This window comes from Streptomyces sp. NPDC040545, from assembly GCF_055595065.1.
Genome location: NZ_JBVIWA010000020.1, coordinates 70,147 through 87,318, shown reverse-complemented (window position 1 = coordinate 87,318; position 17,172 = coordinate 70,147). Strand labels below are relative to the sequence as shown.

Below are 17,172 nucleotides of genomic sequence, written 5' to 3'. Positions count from 1 at the left end.
GCGTTCCTGGCAACGCAGGCGCAACGTGTGCGGCGGGCAGATACAGCGGTCGGCGAAGCCTCTTCCCGGGCTCTGCCGGGAGCCTCCCGGGCGGCCCCGGCCCCTGCGAGGATGCTCGTCATGGAACCAGCACTGACCCGACAGGAAGCCTCGGACGCGGTCAGCGACCGGGGATGGCGCCTTCTGCTGGGCACCTTGCGAACATCCGTTTCGGTCGGGTCGCTAGCGATGGCAACGGAGGTGGCGACAACTGCCGTCACGGCATGCGGTGACGATGCCGACCGGCACCTTCACATCGACCTCCGGCCCCGAAATGTCGTCCTCACCCTGCATTCGTCGGACCACGCCGCGGTGACCAACGGGGAAATCGAGCTCGCGCACCAGATCTCCGCTGCCCTTCATGAGAGGGGACTCAGGACGGAACCCGACATCGGCACAGGGGCGCCGCGGTCGGTGCAGCTCCTGGAGATCGCGATCGACTCACTCGACATCGCCGCGATCCGGCCCTTCTGGCGGGCGGTCCTGGGCTACGCGGATGAGGCGGGAGCCGACGGGCCCCACGATCCGCTCGTCGATCCCCTAGGGCAGGGCCCGGCGGTCTGGTTCCAGCAGATGGAGCTCGCGCGTCCGCAGCGCAACCGCATCCACGTCGACGTCAGTACCCCGCACGACGAGGCGCCCCGACGGATCGAGGCCGCGCTGGCGGCCGGTGGCCGACTCGTCTCCGCGGCCCATGCCCCAGCCTTCTGGGTACTCGCCGACCCCGAAGGCAACGAGGCCTGTGTGTCCACCTGGCAGGGCCGGGACGGCTGACCCGCATCACCGCGCCCGACGGGCACCCCACGGCATATGCCTGGGCCGCTTGACTTGATGCAAGAAGCGAACCGCTGTCAGAACTCGGCAACACGATTCTGCCGGACCGGAGGGCACTCTCGTCACTCATCAACAAGTCCGGCTGCTGCGGCCGGCGCGCAAGGGCGAGCCAGAACGGCCCGGCGCACCAACGTTCAAGCCCTTGCGGCAGGTCATAGAGCCGGTCAACGAGAACGTCAAGGGGCAACTCGACCTCGAACAGCGTCGAGGGCGCACACCCGACGGCGTCATCGCCCACGTCATGCAGCGCATCCTCGCGCTCACGGCCGCGATCCGGCACAACGACCACACAGACGAGCCCGTGCTGCGCTCACTGACCGCCTACGACCACTGCTCATGTCCGCTGCCATGGGATCCGGGCCGTCTGTCACTGAATTACCGCTGGGCGGGCACTCACCCGCCGATCTCTGCTCAGCGGCGCGGGGTGCGATGGCGGCGGTGGTAGGAGAGGGTGACGGCGGCGAGGAGCGGGCCCCAGAGGTCTGTCCCCCATCGACGAGGACGGTGCGATGAATCTCCTCTACCTCGTGCAGCACCGGCTCCCCCTGCCCAGCCGTCGAGTCCGCAGGACTTCAGGGTCGGCCGCGCCGGCCTCCTGGCGGTAACCATTCCCGCCGACCACACCACGCCCTAGACTGCGACCGCTCCGAAACCTGGCGATCATCAGAAGGGCGCGCAAGATGAACCGAGCACTGATCAGCGCATTTGCGGCCGTGACGTTAGTCGTGTCCGGGGGAAGTGCCGCCACCGCTTCCGACGGCGCTCCGCCGCGCACCACGCACGGCCCTTGCCAGTACACGCAGACCCCGGACGAGCCGCCCGCGCGCCACGTTCCGCTGCCGCCCGACCCGCGGCGCACCCCTAGCCGTGGCACGGTTGACATGGCTGTTCCGACCAGCCAGGGCCCGCTCCCGCTGCGTTTGGACCAGGCCAAGGCGCCGTGCACGGTCCAGAGTTTCCTGCACCTGGCACGGCATGGGTTCTACGACCGGACGGTGTGCCATCGCCTGACGGCGTATCCGACGCTGAAGGTCCTGCAGTGCGGCGACCCGACCGGTACCGGTGAGGGAGGGCCCGGGTACAAGTACAAGGATGAGCTGCCGGTGGATCTGCCACCCGCACCGACCGATCCGACCGGCGCGCGCCGCCTGTACGGGCGCGGCCTGCTGGCGATGGCCAACGCCGGTCCGGACACGAACGGCTCACAGTTCTTCGTCGTCTACGGCGACTCCGCACTGCGCCCGAACTACACGGTGTTCGGCACGGTCGGCCCCGACGGCCTGGCAACACTCGACAAAACCGCCGCCGGAGGAATCGAGCCGACCGCGGAGGACCCGGCACCGGTCGACGGCACACCCGTGCTGCGGACCGAACTGCTCCGCGTCCGGCCGTCCTGCCGGCATTGACTCCCCGCGGCCTGCGGCCTGCGGCCCGCGGCCCGCGCCGCGGCCCGCGCCGCGGCCGCGGCCGCGGCCGCGGCCGCGGCCGCAAAGCCTGCCGACCTCGTCCGGGCGCTGCGGTGGCCTCTGCCCGGGGTGCCCGCGCCCCGTCCGACCACCGACATCCCTGATCCGCAGCTGGAGCGGGGGTTGGCAGACGTGTACGAGGAACTGGTCCTCGATTCGAAGGCCGGCAACGGCCGCCGGTTTGCACACTGGACCACTCACTGGAAAAGGCGGCAGAACGCGCCGCCTGAGGTCTGCGTAGCTCTTGGAGGGAATGGCGGACGGCGGCAGGGCCACGTCGAGGAGCGCGTCATGGTTTCCCTCTCGAGCTTGCTGTCGAGGTGGAGGGATCGGCGCATGAGGTTCCCGACGGTGGCCGGGTCTGGCTTTGTTCACGGGTCGTGGGTTCTGGCACAGGTCTTGGGGGAGCGGCCGCAGAGCGTCACTTCAAGGCAGTCGAGCACTTGCTGAACACGCTGCGGCCAGCTGACTGACCCCCACGCAAGTCGGCAACCCCGCACTGGGCTGATTCAGAAGCCGTTGTCTTTCCGGACGTGAACTCTGCGTTTCCGCTGGTCAGGCATGAAGTGGGCGGCCATGCGGCAGGGATGGCGCATCGTGTCGTCTCTGCGGTGGAGGTGCCGGGTGCCGTCGGTGATGGGATTGCTGGAGGAGCGGGAGCTGGTTGCGCGGCAACGGGTTGAGTCGTTGCCCGAGGAGGTGGACCGGCTTGTCGCCGAGCTAGGGGATGCGGAGGCCGGATGGAAACGCCTCGTGATCGCGAGGGAAACGGTGAGCCAGGTCCTGTCCGAATCGGGTGAACCCGATGCCGTTCAGGCGGCCCCGGCTGAGACGGCCGTGCCGGAGGCGGGCGGGGCCCCGGCGGCGCCCGGGTCGGTGGTGCCCGTGCGGCTGGACGGGCTGGATGCGGCCGTGCTGGCGCCGGGCTACCAGCGGATCGTGAACTTCCTGGCAGACCGTGAACGGTCCGGTGGCGGGTCGGCGAACTGCCGGCAGCTCGCCGGGGCCCTGGACCTGGAGGAGGTTCCCGCGAAGGTCGAGGGGGTACGGGCGAAGGCGAAGCGCCTGGTGGCGCGGGGATGGCTGGTCGAGCGGGCGCCGGGCGCCTTCAGCGTTGCCGCCGGGCCAGGCGGCGGCTCATGACCATGGTCATCGACCACCACAGCATCGCCTCGGCGGTATCGGTGCGCGTTTCGTAGTCACGGGCAAGGCGGCGCGAGCGCATCAGCCACGCGAACGTCCTCTCCACCAGCCACCTCTTCGGCAGCACCACGAAGCCCGAGGCACCGTCACTGCCCTTGACCACCGTCAGCGCGATGCGCAACACCTTCGCGGCGAAGTCGACCAGCGGTCCGGTGTAGCCGCCGTCGGCCCACACCAGCGTCAGCCGGAAGTACCGCCTGCGTAGCCGGGCCAGCAGGGTCCGGCCCGCCTCCCGGTCGGTGACCGAGGCGGCGGTGACCATCACGGCCAGCAGCAGCCCGAGGCAGTCGACCACGATGTGCCGCTTGCGGCCGTTGACCTTCTTCCCGCCGTCGAAACCCCGCGATGACGCGGGGACGGAGGTGGCGGCCTTGACCGACTGCGCGTCGATGATCCCCGCCGTCGGCTCCGGATCCCGGCCGGCCTCCTCACGGATCTTCCCGCGCAGCCGGTCGTGCAACTCCTTGATCAGGCCCCGCTCCCGCCAGCGCCGGAAGAAGGCGTAGACACGGTCCCAGGCGGGGAAGTCCGCTGGCATCGCCCGCCACTTGATGCCGTTGTCCACCAGATAGCGGACCGCGTCGATCATCTGCCGGTGGCAGTAGCCCTCCGGCTGCCCGCCCTTGCCCTCCAGCCAGCCCGGGACTGGCAGCGCGGCCCGGACCGCGGCCCACTCGGTATCCGTCATGTCCGACGGATACCGCCGCACACGCTCACCGTGATCGGCCGCGTTCCCGTACATGTGGGCGAGGCAATCACACCACAGGGCATTCGAGTTGGACTCTGCGGGCAACAGCGCGAAAGACTGTGACACAGGGCCTCCTGGCGCCCGGATGGATTCGACACCCACGGGCTGTTCGGGAGGCCCATCCTTCATGCGCCGCCCACGGGAAGATCACCCAACCGGGAACCCGCGTTCGACTGCCAGACGAAATCGCGATAGGACAACGGGGCTGTGTGGGTGTAGGTCTGTGTGGTGAGATGCGGATATGGAGGCTGTGCTAGCCAGCTTGATCGCTGTCTCGGGAACCCTGTTGGGTTCAATCATCACCTTTGCCGTCCAGCGCCGTACGAGTGTACAAGCAGAGGTCTTCGCCCGTTCCCAGCAGCTGCGACAGGAACGTCTGACGACTTACAGTGCCTACGCAGGAGCTGTTACGGCACTCAAGCGAGCCACCATCGCCCTCTGGTTTTGTCTACAGGAAGCCCCCAACAGCCCCGAGACGCGACACGCCTTCACAGAGTGCGACCGACTTGGCGCCGCCACAGAGAACGCCCAGTTCCAAGTCCGTCTCCTCGCCGAAGACTCCACGCTCGTCGCTCTTGCTGCCTCGGCCTTCGATGCCATCACTCCAATACGCACGGCATCCACCAGAACCGAACTGGCCAACCGCGAGCAAGATCTGCAGGACGCCCTCAACGCCTTCATCACCGCGGCCACTACCCAAATCCGCTGATCCACAAGACCTGGGGCATCCGCGGAGCCCGCTGATCACTCCACCGAAGGCGTTGACCTGCCCGTACAGGCACGCTATTCGGGAGGCCCTGCCTTCATGCCCCGACCACGGGAAGATCACCCAACCGGGAACCCGCGTTCGACCGCCAGGCGAACTTCGCGATACGACAACGGCTTCTCAGAAATAGCTCCAGGAGGTCCGCTTGTTGGTGTCCGCCGCCAGCCCGTGACGGCGGACGCCGATGCTCTCGTGCACCCTCAGGATGGTTCAGGAGGCTGAGGCAGCCTTCTGGATACGGGGGACGAAGAGCTGGGCCAAGGAGTTGACGGTGGCCAGGTCCAGGGAGCTGCCTCCCGCGTCCTCTATCCTTACCTGGGCGATGATCGTGCCCAGGCACATGGTGAGGTCGAGGCCGTCCAAACTACCGGCGTTACGGTAGTACGCGTGCCCCTCGACGCCGGGGACCGGAGCCACCTCCACCTTGGCGTATTTGGCCGACCAGTCCTTCTCCCTGTTGCACGCGGCTTCGGCGGCCTTCTTGTCAGCGTAGGCCTGGATGTCGAAGTAGGCGTTCTCGCCGGCCGCCTCGAACTTCACCGAACCGTCCGCGATGCTGGTGCAGTCCCAATGCGTGTCCGGACCGCACTCCGCCGCAGACTTGGGCTGCTCCTCTGTCTTCGCGCGGCCGGTCTTCGGTTTCCAGCCCTTCATCGCCCCCGGGTCGGGGAGTGCCTGCCGGATCCGGTCCTCGGTGTTGAACACGGTGTCGAAGTCCACCTTGCCGCCCTTCGACTTGCCTGAACCCGCACCCGCACCCGTGCCCGCGCTGGCGCCTGCTGCCGACTGGTCGCCAGTCTGCGGCTTCTCGCCAGTCGGATCGGAGCCGCCACCTCCACAGGCGGTGGTAAACGCCGCCAGCGCCATCAGGACCGCCGTCATCGAACCAATGCCGGACCCCAACTGCATTCCCCGCCCCCCTAGCTCATCGGACTAGCCGTCAGGCTGTCGCACCGTCAGATGATCCTGTCAGCTGCCCCCGATGATGATCAACCGGAGTCCAGCCTCTGAGGTGGTCGCGACGGCTGATCCGCCCTCGGCATCGACCGCAAGGCCCACCGAGACGGCGACGCTGCCCTCATTTCCCGGTTCTGGGACTGATCTTAGGAGTGGTCGCGGAGTGTCACTGAAGCAGGATCATCTTGCGGAGAAGTTGGAATCCGGCTCGACCGTCAAGCTGCCTCTTCTCCGGCGCCTGGTTCCTCTACGGGCGGGCTGGCATTCTGGCTGACCGCTCCTCTGCTGCGGCGGCCCGAGTCGGCATGGCGCTGAGCCTTCGTGTCGCGGCGGTCCTCAGCGTGTGCGGGGCGGTCAGCGCCCTGGCCGGCAGTGGGGCGTTCGGCGTACACATGACGCCCTACGTGGTGCTGACCTTCGTCAACGCCTACTGGATCCACTTCACCAACGCCCGGATCCTGGAGCCGGTACCCGGGGACCGCCTCGGCCAGGTCCGACCCAGCATGATCTTCTATCTGGGTGTGGTGTTTCGGCGTCGGCGAGCAGGCCGTGGGCCTGTTGCTGGAGCTGGAGCTGGAGCTGGAGCTGTCCGACGGTCTGCTGCTCCTCGACCTGCTGCACGTCACCGGGGGCGTCGCGCGCGCTCCTCGTCATCCGCATCCGCTCACGCCGCACCCCGCAGGTGCCGGCGGCCTGACCGCACAACCGACAAGAGAACCGACGAAAGAAAGGTGCCCCATGTCCCCGGAGGAGATCGTCGACGGCCAGCTGTCCGCCTACAACGCGCGTGACCTGGAAGCGTTCCTGGCCTATTACGCCGACAACGTCCCGGTGCACGCATTCCCGTCCGGCGAGGTGATGGCCGACCGCTCGGGCCCAGCCTTCCGGGAACGGTACGCCGCCCTCTTCGACGCCAGCCCGGACCTCCATGCGAAGCTCGTCTCGCGTGTCGTCCACGGTCGGATCGTGATCGACCAAGAGATCGTGACGGGCTTCATGGGAGACGGCTCCCGGGCAGCAGTCGCGATGTATGAGGTCGGCCCCAACCGCATCGAGAAGGTGTGGTTCGCGGTCTGACCCAGGAGCCCCGGTCACGTCGGCCTCCGGAACCCGCTCCGGATTCCGGAGGCCGACGCGTCGACCGCAAGGGTTTCGCCGTGTTCAGCAACATCTACGGCGTCGCTGCACCCCGAGGGATCCCGACCCTGTGCCCTTCCTGATGAAACAGCTGAAGACGACCAGCGCCGTGGCAGCCGAGCTCGGCGTCAGCCAGCGCTCCGTCGAGCGCTACCGCACCGGCGCACGCAAGACCCCACCGAAGGCGATCACCGACCGCATCGACGCTGCCGTACGCGCCTGCCGGCAGCCCAAGGTCCGCGACCGCCGCCGCAAGGAAGCCGCCACCCGCACCGGCATCACCGTCGAGACCCGCGCCCAGTTCGGGTACACCGCCCCCATCGGCACCACCGACGACGGCCGCATGGGACGCCTCACCGTCCACCTCCCACCCGCCTACGCGCAGTGCCTCTTCGACGCCCGGCAACAAGGCGCCCAGGATCCGGAACTGCGGGCGATCGTCGCCGAAGGCCTCCAGGACATCTACTTCAAGGACGGCGGAACCCGCGCCGGCCACCTCGAAGTCGAACTCACCGACATCGACTACATCGACGCCTCCTTCTGAGAGCACTCCGGGCGGTCGCGCCCACCCGCAGCAGGCTGAGCCGAAGCACGACAGTTGACACAGAATCGGGATGGTTGTCATCCGGCGAGCGGCTGGTGTGGGCGGGGCGGTGTTTTCGGGGCGGTGCCCGGGCCGGCTGCCGACCCGGGCACCCGGTGCACGTCTCTACTCCATGAACTGGAAGGTCCACGCCTGGCGTCGGTTGCCGACCTCGAGTGGCCTCAGGGCGATACGGGGCGGGAAGATCCGCAGCAGGCTGAGGTCCAGGGCCAGCTCCTCGCCGTCGACGGGACCTCCGGGGACGACGACGTGGAAGGTGTGCGGCTGGTCGCTCTGATAGAGCGACCACTCACGCGGCTCGGGGTATCCGATGACCGGCTTGTTCATCTCCGGGTCGCCGTCGTAGGAGACATAGGTTTCGCTGCGGAGGTTGCGGATCGTGTAGTTGCCGTTGCTGAGTTTCTCCAGCTGCCATTCCTGCTCGCCGGGGTTGCCGGTGGGCGGCAGCAGGACAACGGGTGTCTTGGGTTCCGGTGCCCCTTCCAGCATCGTGAGCAGCTGCTCGGGAGGGCGGGTGATCGAGTAGGTGCCGTTCGGTACGGGTGCCATGGCCGACTCCACTTGTGTCGTGCGGCGCCCGCGAGGGCCGCCGCTGATCTTTTGGGCCAGGCGGATCCCTTCCCCGCCGGCGTGCGACAGAGGGTCGGAAAGGCTCTGCATCACCCTTCAGGAGTACAGCGGATGCGATCCGGTGTTCGACCGTCTCGGTGAAGGTGTCCTCCGGTGCCTTTCCTTCTGCCCATGTCCTGCTCACCCTCCTCACGATGCCCACCACCTGACGCCGGCGAGGAGTCGGTGGGTGCGGCCGACTCGCTGCCAACGGCGGGAGACCCCGGCACGTTGCCGGGGTCTCCCGCCCTACCGGAGCGTGGGGATGCCGGCACGCAGCCTGTAGCGGCGCGTACGTGGGAATGGCCCTGCTGTGATGGCGCTTCCTGAAATCGGCTGTGGCGGATATTTCGTGTTGGTTCGGCGCGGGGGGGTCTCGGCCCCTGCGGGTGAGAGAGCTTGATGAGGGGAAATCCGCTGGTGGCGAGCTGACGTACCGGGTGATGCTGCGGTTGTGATCGGACGGGATGACGCGATACGCATCGTGGAGGAACAGCTGGGGCGTGGCCATCAGGCGTGGGTCGCCGCTGGGGCCGAGCAGGTCCGGCGGATCGTGATCACGGGCGTGATAGCACGAGCTCGTCTGGAAGGTCTACGTCCAATCGGAGGAGTACGCCGCGAACGCGCAATGCAGCCGCGATGTTGGTGGGACACGGTCCGTATCTGGTCGACCGCGCCGAGGGCGGGCTCCACTCGATCTCGAAGCCGTCTCCGAGATCGAGGGGGCATGGGAGGACGACTACCGTGGTCGTATCCGAGGGCTGCCGGTACGCACTCCGGTGGATGACCTCCACGAGAGGTCCAGGGCAGGCTGAGGCCGTTCACGACAGCGTCCCGGTCATTCTGAGGAACGCGGCGAAGCCCCGGACCGGCGATGGTGATGGTCCCTGGTCGAGGGCGCGGATCATCCAGTGGGTGAGCCCCCAGGCTGAAAGGCCCGCAGGTCAGACGGCCCGATGGCGCTCGGGCGCCTTCCGCGTCTTCACTCCGCAGGCGATGAGCGCCAGCCCCACGGCGAGAACGCCGAGGTAGGCGGTGGACGGAAGGTCGACGACCTTGTGCATCCAGCCCCACTCCGTACCGAAGAAGGTCTGCGAAGCGAAGCTGATCAGCCCCTGGGCTCCTATGACGTAGCCGATGCTTTCGACGGTGTATCCGATGGTTGTTCGCACGGATCAAGCCTCTCGCGACGTTGCCGCAAGATCGTCCTCCACAGGGCCGAAATCACAGTAGGCCGAAGGATGCAGTCGCCTGCGGAGAGCACCGGCACAGCACCCCGCTGCTCGGCCAGGGTGCGGACGTCGTCCACCGCTCGGCGGCCACCGGCCATCCCACCGAGGCCTTCGGGATCCACTGGGGACGGCCACGACGTCGTGGTGGTCCAGCTCGAAGGCGCGAAGCGCTGGAACCTGTACGGGGCGACCCGCACGGACCCGCTCCGCCTGGACGTCGAAGCGCCCGAGAAGCCAGAGGGGCCGCCGCTGGTCGAGGTGGTCCTGCAGGCCGGGGACATGCTGTACGTGGCGCGGGGCGGGTGGCACGCCGTCGCCGCCACCCAGGGCCGCTCCCTGCACCTGACGTGCGGGCTGACCCCGGCGACCGGCCACCACCTCCTGGTCTGGCTGGCCGGGCAGCTCCTCCACTCCCCCACCCTGCGCGCGAACGTGCCCACGGTGGCCGGGCCCGCCGAGCGCACCGCGTACGCCGAGCAGCTGCGCAAGGAGGTGTTCGAGGCGCTCCACCCTCGCCCCCGACCCGATGGCCTCCCCGCGCCCCGTCCTCGACGAGGACCCCGGCCTGCCCGAGACGTGGTGGAAGGAGATGCTGGCGGCCCTGGACGCCCTGGCCGACGTCCCGCCGCTGGCGGACCGCGAGGCCGTACGGGAGGAGTACCTGCGCCGGGTCATCCCTGGGCGGGAAGGGGCGCAGGCAGGGGCGCACGGTGTCAGCGGGAACAGGACGCGGGTGCGGCTGTGCGCCTGGCCAGCCATAGAACGACTGGAACCCCACAGCCTCGAACCGTCAACTGCCCCGTCGTCGCCACAGCGACCACACACAGTCAGCGACAAAGTGGGTGCCACATCGTGGGGTTGGTGGGGTGGCGGACGGCACCAACAGCACTTGGTCTGCCAGCGGCAGGCACCAGGTCCGCTCCCGCACCGCCTTCACCCACTTCGCGAACCGGTCATCCGCAAGCCCGTGAACGTCTCCACCCGCACCGACTCAGCCCGCAACCCCCACTACTTCTGCTTCGCGGCGCACAGGGCCGTGTCCACTACGCTCTCGACGCGCCTCGTGGTCGCCACATCGGTCGGCACGGCGGTCACCGTGACGTTCGCCGCCGCGCGGCCGTCGTCGGTGACCCCGCCGCGGGTCTCGTACCCCATGATGTCGCCGCCGTGGCCCCAGTAGAGGCCGCCGCACGACAGCGGCCTGCTCATGATCCCGAGTCCGTACCCGGCCCCGGTGTCCCCGAGGGGGACGGTGGTGCGCATCTCGGCGAGCTGCGCGTCCTCCAGCAGGTCGCCGGCCAGGAGCGCGGTGTAGAACCGGTTGAGGTCGGAGTTGGTGGAGATCATCTGTCCCGCCGCCCAGCTCGCGGACGGGTCGATGTCCGTGACGTCGCGCCACGGCCCACCCGCCGATTCCTGGCGGTAGCCCCGGGGATGGCGTTCCCGGACGGTCGTGTCGCCCGCGGTCGGGAAGTAGGTGTGGCGTAGTCCGACGGCCCGGACCACCCGCTTGTCGATCTCCTCGCCGAGCGGCCGGCCGGTGACCTTCTGGACGATCAGGCCGGCCAGCACGTAGTTCGTGTTGCTGTAAGCCCAGCTCGTCCCGGGTGCGAAGTCGGCCTTCTTCCGCAGGGCGATGTCCAGGATGTCGCGGGGTTCCAGGTACCGGCGCTGGAGAAAGGCGTTGTCGACCTCCTTCTCGTAGTCGGGAATCCCACTGGTGTGCTGGAGCAGCTGACGGACGGTGATGCCGCGCCCGTCGATCCCTTCTCCGCGGACGAGGCCCGGCAGATGGGTGTCGAGCTTGTCGTCGAGGCTGATCTTTCCCTCGGCCACCAGTTGCAGGACGACCACCGCGGTGAAGGTCTTGGTGGTGCTGCCCACGCGCACCTGCCCGTCATCCGGCACCTTCGCCCCCGTGGCCAGGTCGCCCACCCCCGCGGTGTAGGTACGGGCGCGGCCCTTGACGTCCTGGACGCTCGCCAGCGCGGCGGGCAGGCCGTCGGAACGCACCAGCGCGTCGAGACCCCTTTGGACCGCGTCCGGCCGGGCGGAGGATGCCGCGGGCGGCGCCAGGGCGCCCAGCGTCATCGCGCAGACGGCCACCGCGGCAGCGGCCGTCGCGGCTGTGCGCCGGCCACCCTGCTGCCGACAGGAAGAACGAAACGTGTGCCATGACTGTGCGTGCACGGGCCAACTCCTACGAAAGGTTGGGAATCCAGCGGTTGCCGCTCCCAGCCTCTCCGGGGGTGCCCGTCCTCGGCGATCATGCCACCCGGCCCGTCCCGGGTGGGGCTATCCCCCGGGACCAGGAGGAGCCGAGCCGGAATCGGGTGGTTCCGGCAGGCGCGGCCCGTGGCCGCCGGCCCGTGACCCCTGATGCGTGCGGCGGCTGCTGCGTCTTCACCAACGGCCGACGGGCCGTGGCCCAGGCGACCTGCCAGCGGTTGGATCAGATGCTTAGGTGCCTGGACGCCACCAGCGTCGCCCCTTTTCGGCATCGACCTTCTCCTGCTGACGAGCCATCTCCCTACACTGGCGTTCAGGCGACCCGCCCCCAGGGCGCCTGGATCGCCGAGCACCGCGTGCGCCTGAAACAGGTCCGACTGACCTGGCCCCGCGAAGTCACCGAGACGGCTCCAGGAGCCGACTAGTGGAGCAGGAGTCCATTCCGGTTCCTGGTGGGCATGCCGTGTCATGTCGGTGGGTTCGCGCGGTCCGGCGGCGGGCGGGCTCGTCCAGGCCGGTTGGCGTCCGTGTTCGCCTGCACTGGCTGCGGTCGGACGCCGGGCGGCCCTGCCGCGAGGGTGGCCTGCTCGGCGTACGGCTCAGCCCTGCCGTCATTCTGGGCCATCCCGTTTCCCCGGCCCGTCTGGCACCCGCCTCAGCGGGTACACGGCCCGCCGGGGCGACAGGCGTCGCCCCGGTGGGCCGAGGGTGAGGCAGTGCTGTGGACGGGATCGTAAGGCACCCGCCGATCCCCTCGCCGTGCCCAGCGTCGAGCAGTAGACGGCCCGAGGGGCTGGTGAGGTCGCATGTCGCGTATGCGACGTAGCCGCGGACCAGCTGGTAGGAGACATCGGCGGCACGTTCGTCCAGCAGCCGCTCGTAGCTCCGCTTGACAGTGTGCCGCTGCTTCCGCGGGGTGGTCAGATCGGCAGTGAGGATGCCGTCGATCACCGGCTTGCAGGGGTCCAGCCGTGTCTCCCGCGGCTCCATCTTCTTCCGAGGTTCCGGCAACGCCGAGATCAGGGCCTTCTGCCCGGTCTCGAACCCGACACCGTAGTTCCGCATGATCGCCCGCAACGACATGCCGCCCTTGGCGTCACTGAAACGCACCGACAAAGCCAACGCCGCCGTGTCCGGCGCACTCCGGCCAGGCTGGGCAAGCCGCTGTCCGAGGCGGCTTGCCCAGGCCTCTCCGGAGCGGCCCCCCGCCGCTCACATCACCGATGTTCAGCGGTTGCCGCATTGTTCAGCAGGGGCGTTGCGGGGGCCGAACACTGGCTGGGACGCGTTCTTTCCAGGGCGGTGAAGGGTGCCTAAGTTGGTCGCCGGGTCCAGGCAGCCGTGGGGGTGGGAGTGTGGCGGGGCGTCGTGAGGTGCCGGTGGATGCCGGGGCCGGTCCGGTACAGCGTTTCGCGTTCGAGCTGCGCAAGTTGCGCACGGAGGCGGGCGGCATGACCTACCGCGTGCTTGCGCAGCGGGCGGGGTACTCGGTCACGACGCTCTCACAGGCGGCGGCGGGTGAGCTGTTGCCGACGCTTCCGGTGGTGCTGGCCTACGTAGCGGCGTGCGGAGGCGACCCCTCCGAGTGGGAGGACAAGTGGAAGGAGGCGGTCGAGAAGGCAGCCGCCTCGGCAACGGGGGACGCCGGCGAGGACGCGGAGCCTCCGTACCGTGGTCTGGCGCGGTTCGAGGCGCATGATGCCGATCGGTTCTTCGGTCGTACCGGGCTCACGGCCGATCTGGTCGACCTGATGCGCCGCCGCAGGTTCGCGGCCGTGTTCGGCCCGTCCGGCAGCGGCAAATCCTCCCTGCTGCGCGCTGGACTGGTCCCCGCCCTCCGGGCCTCCCGGGACCCGGCCCTGCGTCCTTCCGCGATCCGGATCCTGACCCCGGGCGATCGACCGGCACGGGACCGCGGTCCTCTTCTCGCCGCCGACACCGATGGTGGCGACTCAGGCAGCAGCGACGGCGCCGGGCAGGACACGTTGGTCATCGTCGACCAGTTCGAGGAGGTCTTCACCCTCTGCCGGGATCCGGCCGAGCGCGACCGGTTCATCAACCTGCTTCTGGCTGCCCGGCATCCCGAGAGTCGATTACGGGTCCTCCTCGCCGTCCGCGCCGACTTCTACGGTCACTGCTCTGCCCATCCGGGGTTGGCCACCGCGCTCCGCGATGCCCATCTGCTTGCCGGTCCGATGAGTCCGGCGGAGCTGCGCGACGCCATCATCAAACCCGCCTCCGCTGCCGGGCTGACCGTGGAGCGCGCGCTGACCGCCCGGCTCGTTCAGGAGATGTCGAGTGCCCCGGGCGGTCTCCCGCTGTTGTCGCACGTGCTGCTGGAAACCTGGCGGCGGCGCCGGGGAAAGACGCTGACTCTGGCGGGCTACGAGGCGGCCGACGGGCTGGAAGGGGCGATCGCGAAGACTGCCGAAGCGGCCTACGCCGGCTTCACCGAAGCACAGGCGGCCGCGGCCCGCCTGGTGCTGCTGCGTCTCGTGGCCCCCGGAGAGGGGACGCCCGACACCCGGCGGTCGGTCCGCCGTTCGGAGTTGGAGGCCTCCGGCCTCGACGAGGAAGCCGCGCACGTGCTGGAGGTGCTCACCCGGACACGCCTGATCACCCTGGACGACGGCAGCGTCGAGCTCGCCCACGAGGCGGTGCTGACCGCGTGGCCGAGGCTGCGCGCGTGGATCGAAGAGGACCGCGAACGCCTGCGCGCACAGCGCAAGCTGACCGAGGCGGCGCGGGCCTGGCATGAGTTGGGCAGAGATCCCGGCGCCCTCTACCGCGGCAGCCTCCTGGAGACGGCGGTCGACCACTTCGGCTCCACAGGGACCGGGACCGGGACCGGGGGCAGGGGCGGGGACGGGGCTGGTCTGACCGGCCCCGAACGAGCCTTCCTCACCGACAGCATCGCCCAACGTGACCGGGAGGCCCGGGCCGCTGCTCGTACGATCCGCCGCCTGCGACAGATGAAGGCCGGCGTGTCCGTCGTCGCGGCGCTCGCGCTCGTCGCGGTCCTGCTGGCGTGGCAGCAGAGCACGTCCCAGGAGCGGGAGCGGCTACGGGCCGAGGCACGCCGTGTCGCGGCACTGGCCGTCAGCCTGCGCGGAAGCGATCCGATCGCCGCCATGCAGCTCAGCATTGCCTCGTGGTCCTTGGCCGACCTTCCCGAGACCCGTTCGGCCTTGATGAGCGCCGCGGTGCAGAAGGAGCAGGACGCCTTCACCGATCCCGACGCCGATCCCTCGGCCGTCCGGTACCTCGGCCAGGGAGGTCGCAGTCTGCTCAGCGTCGGCGCAGGGCAGACCGTGCGGTGGGACGTACGCAGCCACCGGCAGACGGCGTCGTACCCGGGGCTCGGCGACCGCCTTGCCCAGGCGGCGGTGTCGAGCCCCGACGGTCGCACGGTGAGCCTGGTACGCGAGGACCGGCGGGTCGAACTCTGGGATACGGAGGCGGGCCGGGTGCGCGAGGGCCGCCAGTGGGACGGCGACGGGGTCGAGTGGAGTCCGAGCGGACGCATCCTGGCCCTGTACCGCATGACTGATGGCCCGGACATGGTGGTGGAGCTGCGGGACGTGGAGACCGGAGGGGTGCTGTGGGAGCAGCAGGCGGAGCGCCACCTGCCCCTGCCCGGACCCGGGGAGTTGTTCGAGATCCCGTCCTGGACGAACCTACGGCTGCGCCTGCAACGCAGGCTGGCGCCCGGCTACCCCTTTCCCGATGTCCAGGTCAGCCCGGACGACGCCAAGGTGGCGCTCTGCCTGCCCGGGGCCGCTTTCCAGCTCTGGGACGTGGCCCGGCACCGGCTGCTGCCCACACCGTGGGCTCCCACCCCGACCGCGGACGACTGCGCCCAAGAGGGCTTCCAGTTCACTCCTGACAGTCAGCAGCTCGTGCTGCGCGATCCTGCCGGCGTCCGGAGGTGGGACATCGCCTCCGGGACCGAACTGCCGAAGATCCTGCACGAGGGGTTGAGGGAACTCCGATTCAGCCCGGACGGACGTTTCATGGCGGCGAACGACACCGATGAGGTGATGCTCTGGAGGGTCAACGAGCCGGCCCTGCCGATCTTTCGCAATCCGGCTTCCGACGAGGCGGTCACCGACCTCGCGCTTGACATGGACGAGCGCCGGATCCGCTACTTCGCCGGCCGGTCCCAGACGGTGGTGCGGTCCCTGTCCCTGGAAGGGGTGGTGGATGCCCCCTGGCAGAGCAGCGCGGCCGAGGCAGCCTCCTTCAGCCCGGACGGCGCCACGCTCGCCCTCGCCCACCGCGACACCCCCGACGGCGATATCCGCATCCGGTTGCACGACGGCCGCAGGGGCGTCGTACTGGCCGATCTGCCTCCTGCTCACTGCCCGGTTCACGCCGGGAGGCCGAGCGCGCAACCATGCCCGGTCCACATGGCCTTCCACCCCGACGGAGGGGTCTTCGCCTACGGGGTCAGCGACCCCACAACGTCCATACCGCCGGAAGTGGTATCCCTGTGGGACGTCGCCGCCCGTCGTGTGACCGGTTCCCTGGACGTGTCGCGCACCAACACCGCCCCGGCCGGGGCAGCGGCGGACGTCGTACCCTTCAACGCCGTCAACGGGATTATCTTCCGTCCGGACGGCGGGTCGTTGATCGCCTCCCGCATACCCGAGGACGAAAGGATCGAATTCTGGAACGTGCGCGACCGGACGCTGGCACACGAAGTCCTGCGGGTCGGGGGCCAGGCCCTTGCGGTGAAACCCGGTGGACGGATCCTGGCAACCGACCACGGCCAGTTGCTCGACCTCCAGACCGGACAGGTCACACGACGGACCCTCACCCCGGATGCGACGACGGCTCTGGCCTTCAGTCCTGACGGCAAGTACCTCGCCTCCGGCGACGAAGCGGGCCAGGTCACCGTATGGGACGGCGACGCCCGCCGATCGCTGGGCGGCCTGCCCCCGACCGCCGTCGGAGACGGCCGCGCCGCCCGCCGCGTCTCGGCGCTCGCCTTCTCCCCGGACGGGCGAACCCTGGCAGCAGCAGGGAAGGACGGCACACTGCGCCTGTGGGACACCGGCTCCGCCAGTGCCCTCGGCTCCCCCCTCCCCACGACGGGAGGTCCGGTGCTGTCCCTGGCCTTCAGCAGCGACGGCGCGCAGCTCTACGCGGCCGCGGAACACGTACCGCTGCAGACCTACGCCGTGGCCCCGGAGCAGGTCGCCGCCCAGGTGTGCAGGCGCGCAGGAGTGCCCCTGCCCGCCGATACGTGGCGAGCCCTGGTCCATGGCGAGCCTGACCGGCGCATCTGTCCTTGATCGGCCGGCCGGACGCGGCTGCCGCACGCGTGGCACGGACGCTGTTCGATC

General features: G+C 69.4%; 11 protein-coding genes and 4 pseudogenes. 9 read left to right on the top strand and 6 right to left on the bottom strand.

The features are described from left to right. Positions 1-120 precede the first annotated feature (120 nt). The 4 genes and pseudogenes from ACZ573_RS30575 (at position 121) to ACZ573_RS30560 (ending at position 3,482) form a co-directional block, all read left to right on the top strand. Positions 121-813, top strand: coding sequence for a VOC family protein (locus ACZ573_RS30575; RefSeq protein WP_471310307.1), 693 nt, complete (start codon positions 121-123; stop codon positions 811-813). 136 nt (positions 814-949) lie between these two features. Continuing rightward, positions 950-1,204, top strand: a pseudogene (locus tag ACZ573_RS30570) (IS982 family transposase); the annotation flags it as partial. Positions 1,205-1,553: 349 nt separating this feature from the next. Further along, positions 1,554-2,279, top strand: coding sequence for a peptidylprolyl isomerase (locus ACZ573_RS30565; protein ID WP_471310304.1), 726 nt, complete (start codon positions 1,554-1,556; stop codon positions 2,277-2,279). Between the two features lie 684 nt (positions 2,280-2,963). Then, entirely contained in the window at positions 2,964-3,482 is a 519-nt protein-coding gene (locus tag ACZ573_RS30560) for a hypothetical protein (protein WP_471310303.1), read from the top strand. On the opposite strand, the gene ACZ573_RS30555 is transcribed toward ACZ573_RS30560, so the two are convergent. Continuing rightward, positions 3,448-4,230, bottom strand: coding sequence for an IS5 family transposase (locus tag ACZ573_RS30555; protein WP_471310300.1), 783 nt, complete (start codon positions 4,228-4,230; stop codon positions 3,448-3,450). The two genes, ACZ573_RS30560 and ACZ573_RS30555, sit on opposite strands and share 35 nt — an antisense overlap. Positions 4,231-4,552: 322 nt before the next feature. On the opposite strand from ACZ573_RS30555, the gene ACZ573_RS30550 reads away from it, so the two are divergent. Then, positions 4,553-4,999, top strand: coding sequence for a hypothetical protein (locus ACZ573_RS30550; RefSeq protein ID WP_471310297.1), 447 nt, complete (start codon positions 4,553-4,555; stop codon positions 4,997-4,999). A 267-nt stretch (positions 5,000-5,266) separates the two neighbouring features. Here the strand turns inward: ACZ573_RS30550 and ACZ573_RS30545 are convergent, their stop codons facing one another. Continuing rightward, on the bottom strand, positions 5,267-5,938 hold the full coding sequence (locus ACZ573_RS30545) for a hypothetical protein (protein ID WP_471310294.1): 672 nt from the start codon (positions 5,936-5,938) through the stop codon (positions 5,267-5,269). Positions 5,939-6,562: 624 nt separating this feature from the next. On the opposite strand from ACZ573_RS30545, the gene ACZ573_RS30540 reads away from it, so the two are divergent. Beyond that, positions 6,563-7,090, top strand: coding sequence for a nuclear transport factor 2 family protein (locus ACZ573_RS30540; protein ID WP_471310293.1), 528 nt, complete (start codon positions 6,563-6,565; stop codon positions 7,088-7,090). Between the two features lie 79 nt (positions 7,091-7,169). Further along, a pseudogene (gene tpg / locus ACZ573_RS30535) lies at positions 7,170-7,694 on the top strand (telomere-protecting terminal protein Tpg); the annotation flags it as partial. Positions 7,695-7,859: 165 nt separating this feature from the next. Here tpg and ACZ573_RS30530 read toward each other — a convergent pair. Both ACZ573_RS30530 and ACZ573_RS30525 read right to left on the bottom strand, forming a co-directional pair. Beyond that, positions 7,860-8,303: a hypothetical protein gene (locus ACZ573_RS30530; protein WP_471310291.1), complete on the bottom strand. Its 444-nt coding sequence runs from the start codon at positions 8,301-8,303 to the stop codon at positions 7,860-7,862. Between the two features lie 1,004 nt (positions 8,304-9,307). Then, on the bottom strand, positions 9,308-9,535 hold the full coding sequence (locus ACZ573_RS30525; RefSeq protein ID WP_471310290.1) for a hypothetical protein: 228 nt from the start codon (positions 9,533-9,535) through the stop codon (positions 9,308-9,310). A 69-nt stretch (positions 9,536-9,604) separates the two neighbouring features. On the opposite strand from ACZ573_RS30525, the pseudogene ACZ573_RS30520 reads away from it, so the two are divergent. Continuing rightward, a pseudogene (locus ACZ573_RS30520) lies at positions 9,605-9,910 on the top strand (JmjC domain-containing protein); the annotation flags it as partial. A 562-nt stretch (positions 9,911-10,472) separates the two neighbouring features. On the opposite strand, the pseudogene ACZ573_RS30515 reads toward ACZ573_RS30520, so the two are convergent. Next, positions 10,473-10,597: pseudogene (locus tag ACZ573_RS30515) on the bottom strand (IS5/IS1182 family transposase); the annotation flags it as partial. Positions 10,598-10,603: 6 nt separating this feature from the next. After that, complete coding sequence (locus ACZ573_RS30510; RefSeq protein WP_471310287.1) at positions 10,604-11,686, bottom strand: serine hydrolase domain-containing protein; 1,083 nt, start codon at positions 11,684-11,686, stop codon at positions 10,604-10,606. 1,361 nt (positions 11,687-13,047) lie between these two features. On the opposite strand from ACZ573_RS30510, the gene ACZ573_RS30505 reads away from it, so the two are divergent. Further along, a complete protein-coding gene (locus ACZ573_RS30505; RefSeq protein ID WP_471310284.1) occupies positions 13,048-17,121 on the top strand; it encodes an nSTAND1 domain-containing NTPase in 4,074 nt (1,357 codons plus the stop codon). The last annotated feature ends 51 nt before the right edge of the window (positions 17,122-17,172 follow it).